The sequence below is a fragment of the Abyssisolibacter sp. ZYX002 genome (assembly GCF_056892235.1).
Genome location: NZ_JARMXH010000004.1, coordinates 336,557 through 359,931, shown reverse-complemented (window position 1 = coordinate 359,931; position 23,375 = coordinate 336,557). Strand labels below are relative to the sequence as shown.

21 protein-coding genes are annotated in these 23,375 nt (G+C 29.2%); 7 read left to right on the top strand and 14 right to left on the bottom strand.

All coding sequences use genetic code 11. From position 1 onward, the window contains the following. Positions 1 to 306: 306 nt before the first annotated feature. The 3 genes from P3X86_RS14165 to P3X86_RS14155 all read right to left on the bottom strand — a co-directional run bounded on the left by P3X86_RS14165 (position 307) and on the right by P3X86_RS14155 (position 3,356). Positions 307 to 1,638 (bottom strand): MATE family efflux transporter, encoded by a 1,332-nt coding sequence (locus P3X86_RS14165; protein ID WP_483293357.1) that lies wholly within the window; start codon positions 1,636 to 1,638, stop codon positions 307 to 309. Between the two features lie 83 nt (positions 1,639 to 1,721). Next, positions 1,722 to 2,564 carry an AraC family transcriptional regulator gene (locus P3X86_RS14160; protein WP_483293356.1) on the bottom strand — a complete coding sequence of 281 codons (843 nt, stop codon included), beginning with the start codon at positions 2,562 to 2,564 and terminating at the stop codon, positions 1,722 to 1,724. Between the two features lie 150 nt (positions 2,565 to 2,714). Next, positions 2,715 to 3,356, bottom strand: coding sequence for a TetR/AcrR family transcriptional regulator (locus P3X86_RS14155; protein ID WP_483293355.1), 642 nt, complete (start codon positions 3,354 to 3,356; stop codon positions 2,715 to 2,717). A 125-nt stretch (positions 3,357 to 3,481) separates the two neighbouring features. On the opposite strand from P3X86_RS14155, the gene P3X86_RS14150 reads away from it, so the two are divergent. The 3 genes from P3X86_RS14150 (at position 3,482) to P3X86_RS14140 (ending at position 5,578) form a co-directional block, all read left to right on the top strand. After that, the gene (locus P3X86_RS14150; RefSeq protein WP_483293354.1) at positions 3,482 to 4,039 is read left to right on the top strand and encodes a hypothetical protein; all 558 of its coding nucleotides are present in this window, start codon (positions 3,482 to 3,484) and stop codon (positions 4,037 to 4,039) included. After that, complete coding sequence (locus P3X86_RS14145; protein WP_483293353.1) at positions 4,036 to 4,902, top strand: EFR1 family ferrodoxin; 867 nt, start codon at positions 4,036 to 4,038, stop codon at positions 4,900 to 4,902. Before P3X86_RS14150 ends, P3X86_RS14145 begins: the two co-directional genes overlap by 4 nt. 163 nt (positions 4,903 to 5,065) lie before the next feature. After that, positions 5,066 to 5,578, top strand: a complete 513-nt coding sequence (locus tag P3X86_RS14140) for a peptidoglycan-binding domain-containing protein (protein ID WP_483293352.1) — start codon at positions 5,066 to 5,068, stop codon at positions 5,576 to 5,578. 144 nt (positions 5,579 to 5,722) lie between these two features. Here the strand turns inward: P3X86_RS14140 and P3X86_RS14135 are convergent, their stop codons facing one another. Then, complete coding sequence (locus tag P3X86_RS14135; RefSeq protein WP_483293351.1) at positions 5,723 to 6,235, bottom strand: hypothetical protein; 513 nt, start codon at positions 6,233 to 6,235, stop codon at positions 5,723 to 5,725. 166 nt (positions 6,236 to 6,401) lie between these two features. On the opposite strand from P3X86_RS14135, the gene P3X86_RS14130 reads away from it, so the two are divergent. Then, the gene (locus P3X86_RS14130) at positions 6,402 to 6,923 is read left to right on the top strand and encodes a PadR family transcriptional regulator (RefSeq protein ID WP_483293350.1); all 522 of its coding nucleotides are present in this window, start codon (positions 6,402 to 6,404) and stop codon (positions 6,921 to 6,923) included. A 382-nt stretch (positions 6,924 to 7,305) separates the two neighbouring features. After that, positions 7,306 to 9,186, top strand: a complete 1,881-nt coding sequence (locus P3X86_RS14125) for a hypothetical protein (RefSeq protein WP_483293349.1) — start codon at positions 7,306 to 7,308, stop codon at positions 9,184 to 9,186. 98 nt (positions 9,187 to 9,284) lie between these two features. Here the strand turns inward: P3X86_RS14125 and P3X86_RS14120 are convergent, their stop codons facing one another. From P3X86_RS14120 to P3X86_RS14110, 3 genes are read right to left on the bottom strand one after another with little or no spacing between them, the layout of a single operon-like run. Continuing rightward, complete coding sequence (locus tag P3X86_RS14120; protein ID WP_483293348.1) at positions 9,285 to 10,508, bottom strand: aldo/keto reductase; 1,224 nt, start codon at positions 10,506 to 10,508, stop codon at positions 9,285 to 9,287. 16 nt (positions 10,509 to 10,524) lie between these two features. After that, the gene (locus P3X86_RS14115; protein WP_483293347.1) at positions 10,525 to 10,956 is read right to left on the bottom strand and encodes a DUF1893 domain-containing protein; all 432 of its coding nucleotides are present in this window, start codon (positions 10,954 to 10,956) and stop codon (positions 10,525 to 10,527) included. Next, entirely contained in the window at positions 10,916 to 11,455 is a 540-nt protein-coding gene (locus tag P3X86_RS14110; protein ID WP_483293346.1) for an ECF transporter S component, read from the bottom strand. Before P3X86_RS14110 ends, P3X86_RS14115 begins: the two co-directional genes overlap by 41 nt. A gap of 148 nt (positions 11,456 to 11,603) precedes the next feature. Here P3X86_RS14110 and P3X86_RS14105 point away from each other — a divergent pair, with 148 nt between their 5' ends. Further along, positions 11,604 to 12,239 carry a TetR/AcrR family transcriptional regulator gene (locus tag P3X86_RS14105; protein WP_483293345.1) on the top strand — a complete coding sequence of 212 codons (636 nt, stop codon included), beginning with the start codon at positions 11,604 to 11,606 and terminating at the stop codon, positions 12,237 to 12,239. Positions 12,240 to 12,587: 348 nt separating this feature from the next. On the opposite strand, the gene P3X86_RS14100 is transcribed toward P3X86_RS14105, so the two are convergent. From P3X86_RS14100 to P3X86_RS14090, 3 genes are read right to left on the bottom strand one after another with little or no spacing between them, the layout of a single operon-like run. Next, positions 12,588 to 13,202, bottom strand: coding sequence for a class I SAM-dependent methyltransferase (locus P3X86_RS14100; RefSeq protein ID WP_483293344.1), 615 nt, complete (start codon positions 13,200 to 13,202; stop codon positions 12,588 to 12,590). A 24-nt stretch (positions 13,203 to 13,226) separates the two neighbouring features. Continuing rightward, entirely contained in the window at positions 13,227 to 17,225 is a 3,999-nt protein-coding gene (locus P3X86_RS14095) for an ROK family protein (RefSeq protein ID WP_483293343.1), read from the bottom strand. Positions 17,226 to 17,259: 34 nt separating this feature from the next. Beyond that, positions 17,260 to 17,715 carry a Fur family transcriptional regulator gene (locus P3X86_RS14090; protein ID WP_483293342.1) on the bottom strand — a complete coding sequence of 152 codons (456 nt, stop codon included), beginning with the start codon at positions 17,713 to 17,715 and terminating at the stop codon, positions 17,260 to 17,262. Between the two features lie 152 nt (positions 17,716 to 17,867). Here P3X86_RS14090 and P3X86_RS14085 point away from each other — a divergent pair, with 152 nt between their 5' ends. Then, on the top strand, positions 17,868 to 18,548 hold the full coding sequence (locus P3X86_RS14085; protein WP_483293341.1) for a Crp/Fnr family transcriptional regulator: 681 nt from the start codon (positions 17,868 to 17,870) through the stop codon (positions 18,546 to 18,548). A 98-nt stretch (positions 18,549 to 18,646) separates the two neighbouring features. On the opposite strand, the gene P3X86_RS14080 is transcribed toward P3X86_RS14085, so the two are convergent. The 4 genes from P3X86_RS14080 to P3X86_RS14065 all read right to left on the bottom strand — a co-directional run bounded on the left by P3X86_RS14080 (position 18,647) and on the right by P3X86_RS14065 (position 22,684). Continuing rightward, positions 18,647 to 19,384, bottom strand: coding sequence for an ABC transporter ATP-binding protein (locus tag P3X86_RS14080; protein ID WP_483293340.1), 738 nt, complete (start codon positions 19,382 to 19,384; stop codon positions 18,647 to 18,649). Beyond that, a complete protein-coding gene (locus tag P3X86_RS14075; protein WP_483293339.1) occupies positions 19,365 to 20,171 on the bottom strand; it encodes an ABC transporter permease in 807 nt (268 codons plus the stop codon). Before P3X86_RS14075 ends, P3X86_RS14080 begins: the two co-directional genes overlap by 20 nt. Then, positions 20,143 to 21,117, bottom strand: coding sequence for an ABC transporter substrate-binding protein (locus P3X86_RS14070; RefSeq protein WP_483293338.1), 975 nt, complete (start codon positions 21,115 to 21,117; stop codon positions 20,143 to 20,145). The genes P3X86_RS14075 and P3X86_RS14070 overlap by 29 nt, the downstream gene beginning before the upstream one ends. Before the next feature lie 130 nt (positions 21,118 to 21,247). Next, on the bottom strand, positions 21,248 to 22,684 hold the full coding sequence (locus P3X86_RS14065; RefSeq protein WP_483293337.1) for an MFS transporter: 1,437 nt from the start codon (positions 22,682 to 22,684) through the stop codon (positions 21,248 to 21,250). Between the last annotated feature and the right edge of the window lie 691 nt (positions 22,685 to 23,375).

The window sequence follows — 23,375 nt, the reverse complement described above, 5'->3', positions numbered from 1 at the left end:
TTGCTTGAGGCTTCCTTTGCTAATTCAATTGACTCTCAATGTTGAATCATAACAAAACTATTCTGATATATTTTTCTAATTTATTAGAAATTTGATTATAAAACTGCATTTTTATAGATATGTGTCTTCCTCCAGTTTAAATTGTAAACATTATATTTTTTGCTAAATTAATTTTATTTAATCTAAGAATAATCAAAGCTTTGATTTTATATTTTTTCAATTTTCAACCAGAGTTGGTAAATATGCCCGTTCAATTATTCACAGCGTCTTTTTTGTTTTTTAGTTAATGTAATTTTGACTCATATTTTATAATTTTTGAATACTTCTTTTTACATTTCTATTTTTTAATAAATAAAATACAATTAATAATGTACCTATCTCAGTTACAGGTGCTATTAGCCAAATTCCTGTATCTCCAAAAATTACTGGTAATACACATATATTAATTAGTAGAAGAATCAATCCTCTAAAACTTGAAATAATAGCCGATTCCTTAGCATATCCAATTCCTGTAAAGTAGAAAGAGGTTATTACATTGTATCCCGTTGCAATAAATGAAAAACTGGATATTCTAAGTCCGTATATTACTAATGTTACTAATTCTATATCTCTTGTAAATAAACCTGCATAGTATTTGCCACACACATTAAGTAATATATAAAATAAAACGCCTAACCCCAATACTAATTTACTGGTATATTGGCGCAATTTATCACATATTTTATAATCTTTAGCACCATAACTATAGCTAATCATTGGCGATATTCCTTGTCCAAATCCTATAACTATCATATTATATATATATCGTGAATATCCAATTATAGTCATTCCTGCCACACCAATAAGACCCATTCTTTTTATAACAACTAAATTCAAGAAAAACATTGTAATAGAAAGAGACAATTGACCTATAAACTCTGATCCACCGTTTGTTATAGTTTGTTTTAAATCCTTTTTATCAAATTTATATTTACCAAAACTAAATAGTGTCTTTTTACTAATAAAATAACCCACCATGATAAATGTTCCCAAAACAACTGCTATCCCAGATGCATAAGCAGCGCCACTTACACCTAATTTTAGAACGTCTATAAATAAATAATCTAATATTATATTAAGTATAGTGGTAATTATGGTACTAATCATAAACAAGCTGTGTTTACCTTCTCCTCTAATAAACATCCCCAAAATTATGTTTAACATCATAAATGGATATACCCATAACATTATGTCATAATAATCAAGCATTATATTCTTAGTACTTATATCTATACCTACATGATTTAAAATAGGTCTTAATATTATAGTAAAAATTGTTGCTAATATGATAAATGCTAATATCCCTGTCACTAAAGTTTGATTAAATCCATTTATACTTTTATCAATTCTCTTTTTTCCTAACCGTCTTCCTGCTATGGATACCCCACCAACGCCTATCATAATACTAACTGCAAGAAAAACATAAAGAATTGGCAGTCCTAAATTCATAGCCGCAAGTGCATCTTTACTTATTATTGTTGATACAAAATATCCATCAACTATAGTTACAAATGATGAGAGTATCATTGCTATAGTAGCAGGTATTGAGTACTTCAAAATACTTTTTATTGTGTTCTTTTTTATTTCTTCTAAATTCATAAAAAACTCCTTTCAACTCATTTAGCTTAATTTCATAAATGATTATATAGGAGTTTTGAATTAAAAACTTCTGAATTCGTGCTTTATATAATAGGTATGTATATGTCAAAGGAAAAATAGTTACAATTATGATTAATAGTGTTATATTTAGTTATAATTTTTCTTGACTTAAAATCCATTTTATAGTGTGTATTAATAGACCATATTCCTAATAGACCTTGAAATGTTTCAAAAATCTTCTTATTAGATCCCTCATATTCATACATCATATATTTTCCACCTGTTAGAATCATAGTATTACATCCATCTTTTATAGGTTTTGATGTAGTTATGCAAACATCCGTTATACATCTATTTGGATTTGTTAATATCGGATCATCATATGAAATCTCAAACTGTATACTTTCATCATTATAATATATTCTGTGTTTGTCTAAAAACTCTCGCCAATAATTTTTAAGGTTTACATAATTCCCAATAAATCGTTGATACACTACCTCTACATCCGTTAACTCTACTAATTTCATTCTACTATTATAGTAGTCGTAATCCTTATCTGTAAGGTCAGCACAGTATGTTAAGTCATTACTTATGATTTTATCCTTATACCGGTTCTTTTTAAATACAGCTGGTGATTTACCGTAATGCTTTTTAAAAGCTGTACTATAGTTCGATGAACTATATCCATAACTAGAACTTATCTGAGTTATTGATTTATCGTATTCCCTAGTAATTTGAAAAGCACTTGTTTCAATTCTCAATCTTTTAATAAACGCATAAACACTTTCTCCTATTATTGATTTAAAAAGACGATTGAAATAATACTTTGAAAAATGGCAATGTTCTGCTATAACCTCCACAGTTAAATCTTCATCTAAATGCTCTTTTATATAGTCAATAGCTTTAATTATAATTATATCTTGCAAAATTATTTCATCCTTTCATGCTGATTTAGCATTGCTATACATAATTAATCTGTTTGTCAAGTAAGAGTATTTTGCTTATTATTACTACTAATCATAAATCATTAATAGTTATTTAGCAATTACCTTATATACAAGTTATTTTATATCATACTATTTATTACGCAATGAATCTAATAATATTTCAATTGTATGTTTAATAAATGTATCCTTGTCTAAGTCGAAATGTTGTGTATAGGTATTCCCAGATAATGAAAGCATCTGAAAAAAACCTGATACAATAAATATAGAAGAAAGAGCAAGTTCAGATATTTCTAGATCAGACCTAATACTTCCATCTGCTTTTCCTTCAATAAACATGCCTATAAGCTCTTCAAATAAGAGTTTATCAATATCCATAAATTTTTTGCGGTAAGGTACATCCTCGTCTTTAGTTTCAGACTTTACCAATCCTCTCATATTTATTAATTGAACTAAGCGTGGGAATTTACAATAAAATTCATAGTATTCATAATAAGATAATCGGATTTTTTCAAATCCTGTATTCCCTTTTTTGATTTTGTTTTTTATCATATCTAAAAGTCGTTTGAATCCTCTAAATGAAACTGCAAAATACAAATCTTCCTTTGAAGTAAAGTATCTGTAGATTGTCCTTTTAGTAAACTCCGCTTCTCTTGCCAAATCATTCATAGATACATTTTCAAACCCATGCTTACAAAACAATTCCCCAGCTTTAGAAATAATAGCATCTTCTCGTTCTAATTGTTCTCGTTGACGCCTTGTTAGCTCTCTCAAAAATATTCCTCCCTTACTTATTGACAAATGAAATTTGATAAAGTATACTACCGGTATACCTAGTATACTTGAAGTATATCTGATTATATGAATTTTGTCAACTACCCAAAGAGGAGGTATCCTAAATGAAAGGAAAAGGAATATTCAATAAAGTAACCATTTATAAAATATTAGTTGTATTTATTTTTATTTCAACTTTATTGGTTATGAGGGGTTATAATCCTACGTTTATGCATTATAGTAATGGAGCTAATATACTGGACATGCGCTTTAGCTATGTAACGGATGATGTTTATAATATGTTTCATAGCTTAGAAAATGAAGGAAGACTCCTTTATATAAAACTTTTATTTGTTGATTTTTTATTTATTATCAGTTTTATATATGTGCAAAGCAATTTATTAAAATGGATTATGGGCAAATCTATGATAAAAACCAAATGGCGATTTTTGCTTTCTCTTTCATATTTACGTGCTTTATTTGATATTGGCGAAAATACACTTATTCTTTTTCTATTGAATAGTTATCCTACTAAATTGCCAAATCTTGTGAAAGTCTGTAGTTTTGTTACATCCTTAAAGTTTATAATATTAGCTTTATGGGTGATAGCCATACCTATCTCTTTTTATGCAAGAAGTCATAGAAAGGTAAACAAAACTAAGAATTGGAGTGAAATAATATGAAATCAGTTGTTATATACTACTTTTCCGGTACTGGAAATACTGAAATTGTTGCAGACATGTTTAAAAATGAGTTCTCAAAAAATAATTATAATATTACTTTAATCCGCATTGAAGATGTTCTAAAAAACAACCTAAAACTTGAACTTGAAAAATTTGATATGATTGGTATTGGATCCCCGATTATCGGTTTTGGAGCTCCTTCTATTATTTATGATTTTATACGTATACTTCCAAAAGAAAATAGTAAAAAAATATTTATATTTCGTACAGCTGGAGGAGTTGCACCTATTAACTACAATGCTTCAAAATTAATTATGAGAAAGTTAGCAAAAAAAGGGTATGAAGTTTTTCATGAAAGAGTATTTTCCATAAGCAGTAATTGGGTTGTTAAATTTGATGACTTGGTTATTAAACAGCTCTATGAAGTTACAAACAAGAAAGTGGGGATAATGTGTAATGAATTAATTGATGGGAAAAAAAGAATCTTGAAGACAGGTATAGGTCTCAAAATACTCGCTGAATTTGCAATGCATAGCTTTCCATACTTACTACGTTTAGTAGGAAAAGATTTGACTATAAATAAATCCTGCTCTAATTGTGGCGTTTGTATTAAAAATTGCCCAGTTAATAATATATATCTAAAGAATAGAAAAATTCGTTTTAAACTTTCATGTAATAGTTGTATGAGGTGTGTTTATTCGTGTCAGACATCTTCAATTAATTTTAGATTCTTAACTTTTTTTCCTGTTGCTGACGACTACAACATAAAGGAAATATTGAACCATCCATATGATACTACTACAACATCAGATAGACCAATTCCATCTTTTTTTGATGATTATGTTAATAGCGATGAGATGTAAAAGAAACTAATTTATATTATCCATTTCAAATTCATTTAAAATAGAAGGGTATAATTCTGTACAAACTTTTATAAATTTTAGTTAAAATAACAATTTCCTCTATTATTTTTTATATTTGTGTGTTATATTAATATTGTAAAAAATGTTAAAAGGAGGAAATTGTATGAGAAACATAAACAGAAAAACATTTACATTAGTGGCTGTACTTATAATGACGATTACACTAAGTAGTATTACAGTTTACGCAGCATCATGGCCGATTCTTAAAAGGGGAGATGATAATACCAATGTTAAATCTTTGCAGTGTTTTTTAAGATTCTACGGCAATGATGTAGATGGTAAGTTTGGTCGTGATACAGAATCAGCTGTTAAGAGTTTTCAATTAAAGAATGGCTTACAAGTGGATGGTGATGTTGGTCCAAAAACTTGGTCAAAGTTAATAAGAACTATACAAATTGGTTCAAAAGGTTCTGAGGTAAGAGCATTACAATATCAACTAAAGTATAAATATAAAAAACTTTTAGGTGTTAGTTATAATTATGAGATTGATGCAGATTTCGGACCAGAAACAAAGAAATATGTTAAGATGTTCCAATCTAAAATTGGTCTTGTTGCTGATGGTATTGTTGGTCCAACAACTTGGAAATATCTCTTTGCAACATATCCAAACAATTAGATAAACTAAAATTATTTAAGCATATTAACCCAAACCATCCATTTTAATATGATACTTCCAAAATAGACAGTCTAATCTAAAATCAGATTATCTATTTGGAAGTATTTTTTTATAGGAATAAACTCTAAATTTTCTCTTTAAATATTAGTTTATCACCTGTTCAATATTGTCTATGATTTTTTTTGCATAATCTGAGACATTCTTTTTCCTAGAAGCTGATGTATACGCATTAATTTCTATGTCCTTATTTTTCCACCTGCTTGAATCTGCTGTTAACAATAAAGATACATTACTGTAGTCACTATTATCTTTAAGATATTTATAAACATCTTGTTGTACTTTATTGCTCTCTATTGTTGTAATAATCTGAATGTAATCCCACTCTTTTGGATAAATATCACCTATCTTTGTTGCATCTGTTACAAAGATATAAACTGCCTTCCCTTCAAAATGTTTTTTGACTTCTTGTAAAACACTCTCTTTAAACGTACTTTTTTGTGTTATAAGTAATATATGCTTTTCTTCTTTAACTGTGTTAATTTCACAGTCTACAATAACATGTTGCGTCTTTATATAACGATAAGTCAATATACCTCCTCCAAAAATAACTAATAAACCTATAATACTGATAATTATTATTTTCTTTAATTTTTTCATTCTATTTAGCTCCTTTCACCTTATCTTTTTTTAAGTATATCAGGTCAATTTTGACTTGTCAATTTTGACTAGTTTATTTTAGTGTTTTCTCTTGACTTTTATATTTAATTCACTTAAGATGGTGATAATGGTATACTTAATTTTTAATATAATGGAGATGTTATTAATGAATATTAGTAAATTCTTAGTACTGGGTACTCTTGATCAGATAGATAAAGGAAGTGGATACGATATATTTGCAGAGCTAAGAGATAAGATGATAGATAAGTGGACTCATACAAAAAAAGGTTCTATCTACTTTGCAATAAAACAGTTGTTGCAAGAAGGGCATATAGTTGAAGTAATGGAAACCAAACAAGGTGCTTATCCGACTAAAACCATTTTTGAAACAACAAAATCTGGAAGATCACTTTTTGATAGTATGCAAGAAGAAGCTTTTAAAGGAATGTTCCCAAGCTTTATGGGGTTTAAATTAGGATTGAAATTTAATACAAGGCGTACACCACAAGAAATAATAATATATGCCAATAAAGCTATTGAAATAATAGATAATATAATTGAAAAAATGATCAAGTATCAAAATAATGATACTACTAAAAATGAATATAAGTTTTTTATTGAACATGACCTAATGTTGTATAAGCAGGAACGTAAGTGGATTCAAATGGTCATTAATCAATATACTTAATTTAAGTGATTAATAAAACGCCATCCCTGTAAACAATACTTGGATGGCGTTTATTTTTGTAGCTTATATAGAATTGAGCATATTTTATAAGTATGCTTATTTAAAAGTCATACAAGTAGTTTTTGTCTCTGTATAATGTTCATTTACTCATATGGATTAATTACGAGCCAAAGAATTTTGATTGCTTATATCCAATGTATGACGTATTTGTACCATCTTTCGCAAAACTTTTTAAAGATGTGTAAATCTTTACACATCTATCCTATAGGATACTAATAAAATATTTTGGTTATACTACCTTTGATAAAAAAGGTAGTATGAAATCTTGTATTACTAGAAACAATCTATTTAATCTGATACATCCTATAGACAGGAGTATATTATGAATGATAAATTTCAAAGGTTTAATTTTTGTTGTATTAAACAGATGGCGCAATCAATGATACATAATCCACATGCTCGTCCTAAGATGACAGACTGGTATAATCCTAAACAGCTTATCAAAACTGGTATTAAAGCGATTTTATCAACTATCCTAGGACAGTACTCCGACCCTAGATTGATAGAAGCATACGGTAAACAAAAGGGATATTTCGACTTTTCTAAAGAATATCTCCAAACTGAAGATGGTGGTTACATAACCGATGAGGAAGGCTTTTATATTAGAGATGAAACGTGTAAACGAGAAGATATTTGGATTGATTATGTCAGTGATTTGGGTGAGGGATTCAATTCAACATATACTGTTGCATATTATTTATCCCGTTTAAAGCTAAAATTGGAAGATCCTAAGTCACAAAAAGAATTGGCTACTTTAAGAGGTAATATACTTATTTTTGGTGGTGATCAGGTATATCCTGTGTCCAGTAGACAAAAATATCTAGAGCGTTTAGTTACTCCTTATCATCTTGCTCTTAGATATACAAATGCTCCACATCCCCAAGTCTTTGCCATCCCAGGTAATCATGATTGGTATGATGGGCTTGTTTCGTTTACAAGACTTTTCTGCTCACATAAATGGTTTAATGGTTGGCAAGCTCCTCAGAAAAAAAGCTATTTCGCTCTAAAGCTTCCCCATAATTGGTGGCTGATAGGTACAGATATACAGCTTCATGCTGACATTGACGGACCTCAAGTTCAATACTTTAAAGATATTGCTAAAAAAATGAAAGATCTTGATCGCGTCATTTTATGCAATGCTGAGCCCTACTGGATATCTACTAGAAAAGAAAAAAAGAATAGTCTAATCTGCGATGAAAATAATTTAATGTTTTTAGAAAATATCCTACGTAAGCATATACAAATATTTATTGCTGGAGACAAACACCACTACAGACGTTTTGAACATATACCTCAGAGATCAGATAAAACTCTAAATCATAGCTTAAAAACTGAAAAAATAACATCTGGTGGAGGTGGAGCTTTTTTGCATCCAACTCATAATATGCGTGAAAATTATATAACTGAACACTTTTCTGATGATTGTATAGAGGTAAAAGAACGTAAATTTGAAAGAAAAAAAGATTTTCCCACAGAGCAAACTTCAAGGGAACTATGCCGAAAAAATATAACGTTCTTATGGAAAAATAAAAAATTTGGTTTAGTAACTGCTTTTATATATTTATTTGTATCATTATCGGTATTACAAACAGCACCTATTTATTCTGATGCTATTAATTTTTATGAATTTTCACTATTAGAACTTTCGACGATTACCCATTCTCCTATATCTATCTTTTGCATTCTAGTTATCATTGGTGGTTTCATTTTATTTGCAGATGGTCATTCTCGTAGGTTTAAATATATTATAGGTGGTCTCCATGGTTTATGTCATATATTAGTTGCCTTTGTTATGACCTGCTGTGTTGTTTATCTTGTAAGATTTACATTTAACTTAGGATGGAATTTAATTACTATAATATTCTCAGGATTACTTATTTTTATTGGTGGTTGGATCTTTGGCTCAGTTATAATGGGACTATATTTGTATATATCCTTAAATGTCTTTGGCTATCATGGAAACGAAGCTTTCTCTTCCTTAAAAATAGAAGATTGGAAGAATTTTTTACGTATTCACATAGATAAAAATGGTGACCTAACAATTTATCCGATTGGTATAGAAAAAACCGTGCAACAGTGGCAATCCACTTCAGATAGTAAATTAACATCCTTACTTGAACCCAACATATCTGATTATGAACAAAAGAAAACAATTCCTAAACTAATTGAATCTCCAATTGTTATCCCTTTTCGTAAATCATAATATAAAAACTCTTTGGTAGATATTATATTAACTACTAAAGAGTTTTCTTATAGCTATACCAGTTATAAAAAATTGTCAAGATGATACGTATTCAAGTATCATTCAGATACTTCTTTTTTATTATTTCTTGCTCCCATGAACCTCATGACTATTTTTACAAAAAACCTCATTAATTTACTATCAAGCTCCTTATGGGCATTTTTTAATTCTTTCCTTATCTGTATATTTTGTGGACAGTGTTTCTCACATTTTCCACATTCTGTACAAAGATCTGCGCCTGATTTATTTCCACCACCAAATCCGACTACTCGACTAATGTATTGAAATTGCGTTATTCTACTCTTCCCAAAGAAATACTTACTATTATAATCACTGAAAGCACCTGGTATATCAACTCCAAATGGACAAGGCATACAGTAATTACAACCCGTACAAGGCACTTTCATAAGTTTCTTATATATTTCTTTGACTTCATCGATAATCTTAATCTCATCTACAGACATGCTATCAGGTGTTGTCAAATTTGCAACTTTTATATTTTCTTTAATATGTTCGTCAACATTCATTCCACTGAGAACAACACCAACTTCTTTATGATTCCATATCCACCTTAACCCCCAGAAAGCTGGCGATCTTTTTTCACTGTAATCTGCAAATTTCTCTTTCACCTTATCAGGAGCTTTTGAAGCTAAATTTCCACCTCTAAGCGGTTCCATTATAACAACACCGATTCCTTTTTCATATGCTTTCTTTAATCCTGCAAGCCCTGCTTGATTATACTCATCTAAATAATTAAACTGTATCTGACAAAACTCCCAATCATAATCTTCAAGTATTTTTATAAATTCTTCTGGCCTACCATGAAAAGAAAAGCCAATGTGTTTTATCTGCCCATTTTTTTTCTTTTCTTTAATAAAATCAATAATACCAAACTTTTTAAGCTTTTGCCAAGATTGTAAACTATCAAGCATATGCATAAGATAATAGTCAATATAATCAGTGTTAAGTCTCTTAAGCTGAGTATTAAAATATTTTTCAATTTGTATAGGTTTGTTCACTAAGTATGCTGGAAGCTTATCAGCTATATATATCTTATCTCTAAGATTATATTTATTGATAAATTTGCCTAATATAACTTCACTTTTACCACCATGATATGGATAGGCTGTGTCATAATAGTTAACTCCATTTTCAAAAGCATATAGCATTTGTTCTTCAGATTTTTTGATATCTATCCTGCCGTTTTTACTAGGAAAGCGCATACAACCATAACCTAGAACAGATAGTTTCTCACCACCCTTTACCAGTTTCCTATATTGCATATGATTACCTCCTTTATTATTTAACTAAGCTTTTTAATGTCATATCTATAACATCATATCCGTTCTTTGCATTATCTATCTCTGATACCGCAGTTTCAATGGGACATCTACCATCACCTGCTCTATTAATTATATATGGCACGATCTTTATATAATGAGTATTTATTCTATGCGCATTGGCATACTCCAGTGCTATTTGACTGATTATTGGTGTATTTATTTCTTTTGCTCCAATCAAATCAGCAAGCATAACTGCACCTTTACCCATAATCCTATCAACTACTATTATCGGCTTATTAGAACAACCAAACTGTTCATAATAATCTTTTAATGGTTTTACACCTTTTGCTTGTGAACTATAGATTATTTTATCTTCCAATAACACAAAACATGTTTTTTTAGGATACTTATTTAGTAGTTCTAGCTGCTGTGATACGATTATCGACATACAGATTCCTCCTTAAAGTATTAACTAATACTGGTATTATAATAAGTTGAATTAATATTCCAGGTACACCTGTACTATAAACGGCTAGTGTTCCAAATATAATGGGAAGCTTTATCTTGATTAACTGAATGGTAATTTGCATTAATGCTAATGATACCAATCTCCCTGAAATCATTGCACCAATTAGTGCAATATAAGGGCTAAATTTTCTCGTATATCCTAAGTATCCAGCTACTAATCCGTATACGCCCAGCTCAAAGAACATAAAGATTGCCATTGGTAAGGCAGGCATTCCTAGCGCAAAACCCATTGATACTGATACAGTTCCTATAACTACTCCCGAAATTGGACCCAGTATAATTGCACCTATTAAAACTGGAATATGCATTGGTAATAATATAGACCCTATACTAGGTCCTCCTATCAAATGAAAAATCTGTGGTAATATTATCCCTAAAGCTATAAAGAACGCTGTATATGTCAATCTTATTGTTTTCATTTTCAACTCCTTTCTGTGTGACCCATATAATTTAATTTTAGTTGACACAGTGTCTATAATTGCATTATACGCTTTGATTGACACTATGTCAACTATTTATTGAAAATTAACTGAATTTATGTTACTATATTTACACGAGGTGAAAATAATGAAATTTGAACGTGCGAGAACTAATGAGCAAATACAAGAAAGAAAAAAAGAAATCCTAAAAGCCTGTGCAAAGCTTTATGATGAATCAGGCATTGATGGCGTGCATTTCAAAGCAGTAAGTAAAATAACATCTTTCGTAAGATCAACAATATACACATATTACAAAACAAAAGAAGAAATACTTCTTGATCTTTTACTTGATGATATTAGGACTTGGTCTTTGGATGTCAAAACCATTTTAGAGAAACATGAAACATTATCTAGAGAAGATTACTGCCATGAATTAACAAATACATTCCTTAAAAATACTCGTATGCTTCAGTTAATGTCAGTACTTTACTCAATATTAGAGAAAAATTGTAGCCTAGAAAAACTAACAGAATTCAAATCTAAATTAATGGGATTAATGGAACCGTTATACTCAAGTATATCTAAATATTTTCCAAACGCTGACAATGACTCTAAGCACATATTTTTTTATAATTTGTCATGCTTCATTTCTGGTTTGTACCCAGCAACAAATTTGACTGAAAAACAAAAGAAAGCAATTAAGAACTCAGGCATTGAATATCCTATTTTAAATTTTGGAGATATGTGTTACAACGGATTATTGGCATTATCATCTTTATTATAGTTACATGTTACTACAAAGATTAATTTACAACAAGAAAAATAGTTATGGTAAATATGCGCAGGATAGCAATTCATACCATATTAAATAGTACGATAAGCAACTAGAATTAATGAGTAGTAGTTGTTTAGAGCGTGTTTACATAACGCCAATAATGAACAAATTATTAAATGAAATAAGTTGAATTTTGATTTACTGTGTTCGACTGTAAAAAGACAAGATTTGATTGGTATATCAAATCCTGCCTTTGTTAGAATAACCCAAAATTAATTACTAAATTTTCATAACATTTTACTAAGTAACTTCTATTTCTTTTACGTTACATTAATCCACGCCTATTATAATGCATTATCATAGATTATTAGCTATAAATTCAACCATATAATTATATCCAAGATCAACATAAGCTGTCTTTTTAAACCCATTTAATTTAGCAATTTCCTCAAGTTCTTCAGGAGAGTGACGCAACTGTTTAGGTGGCCCAAAAGGTAAATCTTCCTTTTTACATTCTATAATCACCAAACGTCCCTGAGTCTTTAGGATACGATTAATTTCTCTAAATATCTTCTCTCCTACTTTATCTATATCAAGTGTATGAAGTACTGTAGCGATAAAACATACATCAATACTTTTATTGTTTATAGGTAATGGCTTCTTTATATCTGAAACAATTGTCTTAATGTTTGTGAAACCTTTTAATACAGACTCTTCTTTAATAGAATTTAATGAATCTTCCCATATATCAAGAGCATATATCTTTCCTGAATCTCCAACAATTTCTGATGCATACATAGAATAATCTCCTGCTCCACATCCTAAATCTAAAAATATGTCTCCCTCTCTAAGATTAAGTTTATTAAACACCAGTTCAGGATCATGCATATTGAAACTACTAGGCCCTTTTCTATTACTATTTTTTTTGTAATGTCCAAAATGTTCCTTGTTACATTTTTTGCCATAATCCATATTTTATTCTCCTTTCATTTTAATTTATAAATAATATATAAAAGACTCTATTTTTGTTTCATCATTTTCATTTTTGTTTCCATCAAACACTAAATTAAGCAATGGTGTTTTATTTTTACTGAACCCTTTATATAACGCATTCATCACAATACTTGTATTTTCATACATAGAAGCTACAGTTATTATTCCATCAATCCTTTCTAGTTCTCCTAACACTTTAGCTTGTCTATATCTTCCATTTGCACCTGAATAATATCCAACTGTTGTATCTGCAATAGAAATAAGTTTATTAAAATCTTTTTCAAACGGACTTTCTTCTAATAAAGCTTCAGAAATAGTTTTGATGGAATTTTTAAATTCATTGAGTCTTTGATAATATAAAGATGTTTTATCAATATTATTCTGCTTTGCAAAGTCACTCCAGAGCATTACCATAGTTTCACTAAATGGACTATAAACAATTCTATGCTCTTTATCTTCGAGATTGCTGAATGTTAAGTTGTTTAAAAAATCATTATACAAAACTATAGTTTCACCAACTGCTAAGAGTCTTTTTTTATAACTTGTTGTTTTTAACTCATGATAGACTTCTTTCGCTAATATTTGTAATTTATTTATCTTAAAACAACCATTTTTTATAAAATCAATCACCTTTAGCAAATATTTTTCTCTAGTCTTTTTATGTGCAGTTCTAACAATATCTCCTGCTAACAATCCTAAGCATATTTCTTTGACGTCTTTTTCTTCCTTATACAAAATATCTTCTATAAATGGCGATATTATCTCTACATTTTCAAATCCTTCTTCATCTAATTTTGTTCTCAACAATCGAGCATATTGTCCATCTGTTTCAGTTCCTTCGTTTTGAGGAATAAATAGAGCTAAGTTATTTCTTTCGAAATTTTTTATTCCTCTAAACTCATTGAAAACATCTCCTATCAATGCTATTAGAGAAAAATATTCTTCAGTGATTGCAAATCTTCTTCCTTTGTCTACAGATACCTTAGTTGTAATAGGTAATACTTTGGCACTAATGCCTTTCTTTAGAAGTATCTCTTTAAAAATTTCTGAATAAGGATACATATAAGGCAAATAAACTACTGATTTTTCTTTTAGTTCTTTAATACTATTTTTAATATTTACATCTTTATGATCTATTTTTTCCAAATAATTTTCTATTGGTTCTGCATTTTTTACTGTTATACCTTTTAAGCTATTTATGAAAGCTTCAACTCTAGTAATAATTCCAACTCCTGACGAATGTTCATCTACCTCAATATGCAAATATGGCTTTCCATCCATTTCTTCCTTAAAGTAATGAGATAAAACTGAATCGGGTCCACAACCATGATGTGTAAGCAAAATTGCATATAAGTTGGGGTGTTGCTTTACAAACTTTGTAGGTTCTAGTATATGTTGTCCAAATGGCCAAAACATATTGGGATGTTCTTTGGATATATCCCCTTCAGGCAAATCATAAAAAGATACTACTTTATACCCCATATCCATTAGCTTTGAAGGTATTCCCATATTTAATATAGGATCAGCTACACCATACATTTTGGAAATTATCACAAATGCTTTTTCATCAGGTCTAATTGTTTCTAATACTTTCTTTCCATTTTCGCAGAGTCTTTCCTCAAACCTGTTAAAATCCATCATTCCTTTTTGAAGTGCTACTGACATTTGCTCTGGAGTTTTGTTTAGCTGTTTGCCCATTTTTGCAAAGCTATTCATCATAAATTTCTTTCCAAGGTTAAAGCCTATCGTTGGAGATAACATTTCAATCCCTTTATTCTTAAGGTCCATTGCTTGATTAACAACTTTAAATGCCATTTGCATATAAGCACATCCATAGTTAACTCTACTAGGAGAACCTGGATGATCAACAGAAAATAAATCTGGGAAAAATATATAGTCAACTTTCTTCTCAACAAGTTCTGCAACATGACCCATGATTATTTTCATAGGGTAACAGGCTTCATCCATCGTATATTGTTGTCCTAATTTAATAGTTTCTTCACTAGTGGAATCTGTTAATAATACATTAAATCCTAATTCTTTGAAAACACCATAAAACATTGAAAACATACTGTAATTAAAAAGTGCTCTTGGTATACCTATGATTTTCTTTTTATCATCCAACTTATCATCATAGCTTTTAAATAATAATTCGCTCGTTTTTTCATTGAATTGTGATTTATTACTTGCTTTTAGTTTGTTTTCATTTCTTCTTTTAACAAATCCCTCCTGTTTTTCAATATCATATCCTTTAAATTTGGTTTGACTGTTTCCCATTTCTTCCTTTGTCAATATAGCAACCCCATAAGCACCTGTTACACTGAAAAATGGTGGAATAACAATATCTTTTTCACTAAGAGCTCTAAAAGCATTCACAACCCCTTGATTATAAGCTACTCCTCCTTGGAAGAAAATCTTTTTTCCTACTTTCTTTTTTCCAACTACTCTCGAAAGATAATTCTTCATAATTGAGTAACATAATCCAGATGCAATATCTTCTAGTTTTTTTCCTTTAGATAAATTAGCTGCAATACAGGTTTCAATAAAAACTGTACATCTTTCACCAAGATTAATTGGATGTTTACTATCAAGTGCTAAACTTCCAAAATCATTAATATCAATATCAAATTTTTTGGCTTGTTCTTCAATAAAAGAACCTGTCCCTGCTGCACATATCTTATTCATTTGAAAATCCTTTACAACGCCATCTTCTATACTAATATATTTAGAATCTTGGCCTCCAATTTCAAATATAGTGTCTACACTACTATCTATTGTGGTCGCCGCTTTAGCTTGAGCTGTTATTTCATCTTTAATCACATCTGCTCCAATAAGCTCGCCTATCATATACCTACCAGAGCCTGTTGTCCCAACTCCTATAACATTCACACGATCTTCGAATTCATCTTTTAATTCCTTTAATCCCTTCCTTATCGCTTCAACAGGGTTACCTAAAGTCCTCAAGTATTTATGAGATAGTATATCATTTTCTTCATCCATAAAAACAAGATTTGTACTTGTAGAACCTACGTCTATACCCAAATAACAATTTATACTCTCTTTCTTAATATCAAAAGTCTTGCACACATGTTTATCTACACTATCTTTCTCCCCAAAAGGCAATAACTCTTGTAACTTAATCTCACTATCATCTTCAATACTATCTTCAAAACAATCTATTTTATCCAATAGGTTTGATAAATTTATTCTGTTTCTATCTTTCTTAGCTAGTATAGCTGATCCGTAAGCCCCAATATTGCCAGAATATTTAGGAATAATTAAATCTTGAGCATCTAATTTCAGCACATCTTTTAAAGCAGTAGCAATCCCTTGATTACTTGTTACTCCTCCTATAAAGAGAATTGGTTTTTTGACTGGCAGTTTTTTCATAACTGTTCCTTTATAATTTCTTACTACAGCATATGCAAGTCCTAACAAAATATCTTCAACTGGCACACCTTCCTGCTGATGATGTGTGATATCTGTTTTAGCAAATACACTGCATCTACCAGCTATCCTTGGTATAGATTTAGCTCTAGCTGAGTAAGTGGAGTAATCTTCAAGCCTTAGATTTAATCTTGACATTTGTTCTTCTAAATAAGACCCTGTTCCCGCAGAGCAATTTGAATTTATGGAAATTTCTATCGTCGATTTATCTTTTCTATTAAAATTGGTAATATATTTTGCACTTTCGCCACCAATTTCAATAATTGATTTAATATTTTTATCTGTTTCAACACTACCTTCAACAATTGCTGTGACTTCATTAACATAAACTATGTCATTATTCTTTGTTAAGAATTTCCCACCATTACCAGTAATAGTCCCAAAATGAATATCTTTGGCGCTGAAATTTTTCAACATGTCTTGAAGTACATTTTTTATTTCCTCTCTTATTCTCCCTTTATGAAGCAAATATTTACTATATTCAATCTCATTTTTATCATTAATCAATGTTATTTTTATGGATGAATATCCTATATCTAAGCCTATGCTATACATCTTTTCCTCCTTCTTATATATATTCAATCCTTTTTTATCCTCTCATTTTCATTTTATTAGCACATTTTTTACATATCCCAAATAGTTGAACTTCATGGTTCGTTATAATGAAGCCTGTTTCAGATATAATGTCCTCTTCAAAAATCTCTATAAAATCTTCATGAATATCAGTAATATCCCCACAAATATCGCAAATTAGATGGTAATGCCTCTTTTTTTTATCAAGAGTTGCTATATGATATCTTTTGCACCCATCTCCAAAAGAAACATGTTGTATAATCCCAATTTTCTCAAATAAATCAAGAGTTCTATAAATAGTTGCAAATCCAATATCAGAAATTCTTTTTCTTACTTCTTCATATATTTCTTCAGCACTTAAATGCTTTTCATGGTTTATTAAAATAATTTCTAGAACTGCCCTTCGTTGTGATGTAAATTTATAACCTTTCATCTGAAGGATACTGTTAATTTCATTTGTATTTGCTATCACTATATCACCTCCAATACGCAAATATCTATCCTCGGGTACATCTTTTATATAAATGATATTGATTTTCATTTACTTTACATGTTTATTATAGTACAATATACATAAAATAAGAGTATCCTATGATACACTCAAATTATTTAAGGAGATTTTTTATGAATAATCTTTCATCGTTACTAACAAAATGTAATTTATTTAAAAATATTTCTCATGAAAAAATAAACGAACTTCTATCTAAAATCAACTATAGAATTGTACGCTATGAAGAAGATGAAATCATTTTTTCACCTTTTCAAATTGCAAATAAAATGGGTATTATACTATCTGGTTCTGTTGATATTCAAAAATTATTTCCTGATGGAAAAGTAATCATACTAGATAGAAAAGTAAGATTTGATTCAATAGCTGCACCTTCAATATTCTCTACACATCAGTATTATCCAGCTACTGCCTGCGTCAATAAATCATGTGAAATTCTATTTTTAAGCAAAACTAATCTTCAAATGCTGTTTACACTAAGCAATACTTTTATGCTAAATTATGTAGAATCAATCTCAAATTTAACACTAGACTTAAAACATAAAATTGGAATATTAAGTTTAAATTCCATTAAAGAAAAAATTGCAGGTTACTTAGTCCATGATTTTAAAATCAACAATACCAAAACTATAACATTACCATTTTCAAAAAAAGCTTGGGCAGAATATATGGATATTTCAAGGACTTCTCTCTCAAGAGAATTAAAAAAGCTTCAGACAGATGGTATCATCTCTTTTAATAAACTAAAAATTGAAATCATAGATTTAAAAAGATTAGAACAAATTTTATCATTATAGAACACTTCCATTTTGTTGTGTTTTATCTGAATACTATTTTATTAACTAAAAAAACTCTCAATGAGTTATCCATTAAGAGTCTTCTAATATATATAATTTTAAACATGTGCCCTTTTACAAGATATTTTATCTATATTCTTGTATTGGCCATGCATTAAACTAATAATTTCATTTCTTATTGCAACTAAACCTTGGTCAGTTAAACTTCTTGTTTCTTTAGATTTTTTAATTTTAAAATCTTTATATACTTTTGTTGGTCTATTAGTTAATAACAGTATCCTATCTCCCAACATAAGTGCTTCATCAATTTCATGTGTAACAAAAATTATAGCTTTCTTTTTAATTTGCCAAAGCCTTAAAAGATATTGTATCATGTCAAATCTTAAATTATAATCTAAAGACTTAAACGGTTCATCCATCAAAAGCAATTCAGCTTGATAATTAAAAGCTCTAGCTATAGAGCATCTTTGTCGCATTCCACCACTCAACTCATATGGATAATATCCTTCAAACCCTTTTAAACCAACTTTTTCAATCAAGTCTAAACACTTTTTCTTTGAGCTATTTTTATTTACTATTCTAATATTTTCAAAAACATTTTTCCAAGGAAGAAGTCTGTCTTCCTGGAAAACATAACTTATATCTAAACTATTATTAGTTACTTTTCCTAAAGAAGGTACAATAAGTCCAGATATAGTATTTAAAATAGTTGATTTTCCACATCCTGAAGGTCCAATAATACAAACAATTTCTTCTTTATAAACCTCCATAGAAAAGTTTTCTAACACCTTTATATTTTTAAATTTCTTATGCACATTATCCATTTTTAATATCATAGCATTTCCTCCATCTAATTTTTCTATTTGCTATTATCGATATTATTTTTTGTGAAATAAAACATAGTAGCATTACTATAAATCCCCAAGCAAATACCTTATCCGTCTGAAGATTCATTCTTGCATCTGTTATTTGGGAGCCTAATCCCGAATTTGAACTTAACACTTCTCCCATAATCACAAGTTTCCATCCATAACCTATTATTATATCAATTCCTGACTTGAAGTAAGACCTTAATGAAGGTAGTACTATTTCTTTAATTATTTTAAATTTAGTAAATTTAAAAATACAGCCCATCTCTATTAATCTTTTATCAATATTATCAAATCCCTCTTTAATACAAATTGCCATAATAGGTATACTTGCTAAGAATATAATAAATATTGTCGCTCTACCATCAAGTCCAAACCATATCATTGCAATAGTCATATACAAAATTGGAGGAGTGGCTTGAATGAGATGTATCAAGGGTTCTATAAAACTTTTAACTAGTCTGCTACTACCTATCAATATGCCTAAAATACTTCCAATAACTATTGATCCAGAAACTCCAATTAAAAATCTTTGAGCTGTAACTAACACTTCTGTGCAGAATCTATCACTTTGAATAATATCTATTAACGCCATGAGAGTTAATTTAGGGCTAGGTAAAATTATTGGCGAATTACCTACTGATATCACCTTCCAAATAGCTAAGAGTAAACATATGGTCAATAATGTTCCAGTTTTAAAATGTTTTTGCCTTTTTCTAGAAACTTTACTCATTTTTATAGTAGAATTTTTCATTTGGTATTTTTCCTCCGATACTTTCAGGTTTGAATCTAATAAGTACATCAAAATATTGTTCTATATCTTTTTTTGCTTTTGATGAATCTTTATAAACAAAATAGAATGCTGGAATTGCTGCTTCTATCAGTTCCCTATTAGCATTTAAATATTTCTCTGCTAAATAGCCTGCTTTACTTGGATTATTGATTGTCCATTGTATAGCTTTTTCCAATTCCTGATTAAATGCTTTAACTTGTTCTTGGTTCTGATTTAAAAATTCACCATTAACGGCTATCCCAAAATTAGGTATGATATACTCATTCCCCTCTGTTTTATTCCAAGCATCACTAAAATCACAAATAACTCTATAATTTTTAATATTCTTCTTGTTAAATGTAACAAATGGTTGTGCGTCTATAGCATAATGAATCTTACCTGATTTAATCAGCTGTGCTATTTCTACATGGTTTGAGTACACAATTTCAAGCTCATCTGGTGTTATATTACCTAATTTTCTTAGAAAATACTGTGTCATTATATCGGGAACAGAACCTTTTGATGGTACAAATAATTGTTTTCCCTTAATATCTTTCCATTCATTGCAACTAGAATCAGTTGTGCTTAGGCACATTCCTCCCCATAGCATAACGTTTAATAATTTTACATCTAAACCCTTATTATTTAAAGTAGCTGCTGTATGAATAGGTACCCCTAAATAACTATATTTATTACCAGTTGCTATTGCCATCATCTTCTCCATATCTGAGTATAGTTGTAAATCAATTTTTACATTATCACCAAGTGCATTAGTTTCTATCATTCTAATCACTGGAATAGATGCAGGCGATTTAGGTAAAACCACCGTTATCTTATTTTCTAAAATTGAATTTGTTTCTGTAGTTTTACTACACCCAAATAATAAGCTTACACTTAACACTGATAAAACAAATAAATATTTTCGCATATTTCACCTCTCGTTTATTGATATTGATATTCATTTTCGTTTTTGCATTATTATATTAACATAACTATCTGTCTCATACTGTATCCCTAGATACTATTAGATATATAATTTGAAATAACTTGATTTTAAATCAAAGTATATCGTCAAACCCTTTGGTAAAGTATTCTTTACCTTGTTTTTTTAATTCTAGAGATTTCTTTAAAGCGTTAAATTTATTTTTATCTACTCTATATAAACAACAAGCTAATATCATCAATATTGATAATACTAATGGTATTCCTGCTGCTATCAATTTCATTTGACTTGCAAATTTATCTGTATTTGCTGTATCTGGATTAAACTTAGCTAACGACAACGTTATACCAGTAAGCCACATTCCCAATGCAACTCCTGCTTTCATCAAGAAACTGTTCAGCGATACTAACTTGCCGTCCCTTCTAGTACCTGATTTAAACTCATCTATCTCTACAATATCATAATTCATAGCATATATGAGTATCCAGAAAGCTGTATTCCCTATCATATTAATAATGTTTGATATAACTATATTTATGAAGGTCAACGGTAAAACACATTTAATCATATATGATATCAAAATAAATATGCTACCAAATAACATCCCTGACTTTTTACCAACCTTAGTTGCTATCTTCCCTACTGGGATGACACAGACTACATAGATAACCATAGGCCAAAACATTACCTTTGATATTTCTATGTTATCAAATTTACAAGAATAGATATGAAAATACATCATCGAACTAGAACTTATACCAATCATTAAATTCATTAAAAAAGACATGGAAACTACTCTTCTATATTGCTTTATCTTTAAGAGACTACAATACTCTTTTGCTATATTGAATTTTTTTTCAACTTTTTTCGTCTTTCTAGATTCACTTTTATTTAATTCTTTGCCTTTAACACATAAGACAGTAACCAAAAATGCAATACTGGTCAATATTCCCATTAATAGTCCTACTAATTTCCACGCATATATTTGAGTATTGTTAGCAGCTATATAGTCAATAAAAACAACTATTCCACTTGCAACTAACATCACTCCAGTATTTGCGAACAAAGTGTTGGATGTTCTTAATTTTGTTCTAACATCATAGTCATTCGTGAGCTCTGATGCTAATGATAAATATGGAATGTCTGTCAACGTAAAAAACAGCCAAAATAATATGTTCATAACTGTAAAGTATATAGCCTTTCCTGTCAAACTCATATTTATATCGTTAAAAAGTAAAAACACAGTTATCCCCAATGGAATACATGAATAAAGTATAAATGGTACTCTCTTTCCATGCCTATTTCCTTTAAAATTGTCCGAATAATGCCCCACCAATGGATCTGTAATTCCGTCCCATAATACCGCTACAAGAGATATCGTTCCTGCAATTGCTGGATTAATTCCCACTACATTTGTTAAAAAGAAAATAAAAAACATATAAAATATATTATATGCAATTGCTTCTCCCATTCCTCCAACACCGTATCCTACAACGGTAACAATACTGATATCATCTGACTTTTTGTTATTAATTTTAATATCACTATACACAAATACCCTCCTTAGTATGAATTATAAACTATACTTAGATTTTTTTATGTTTCATAACCATATTATCCCAATAAGCTATAACACTGTTTTATTAACTAAAACGTGATGTGTTTTGGTTATATTTATTCATCATATTGTAGATTTATACCTAGCACTAACGTAATATTGGAAAAATAATGTTGAAAACTGACGAAATTTGAATTATAATAAATTAAGACATTAATCATGAAAAGCATGTATGGAAAATAGATATTTAATTCTTTTATGTTCAACTAATCAATAATCCAAACTCTTTCTGATTCAATGTTTAAAGTCAATATGCCTAACAATACCCAAATCCATTAGTAACAATATTTAATTTTAATGTAGTAGCAAATTTTCCACTAGAATAATATAGCTTTATAATTACTAGATTAGTAAACTCAATCATTTTAGAACAGGCATAATTTATAAAATAAAATATTACTTAAGTTTTTAGAGTAACGTTTCCAAGATTTATATAATGATTGGTATTTTAAATCAATTTTTTTAATATAACCTTAGAAACAATATGTCAGAGACAAAATCATCTTATTATGATTAGGTAAGTAATATTAACTCTGACAATAATATATTAAATTTGAACATAGAAAATAAAGTAATTTTAAAAGATTATATTATTAGAGATAGTTAAAACACCATAAGGAGCTAT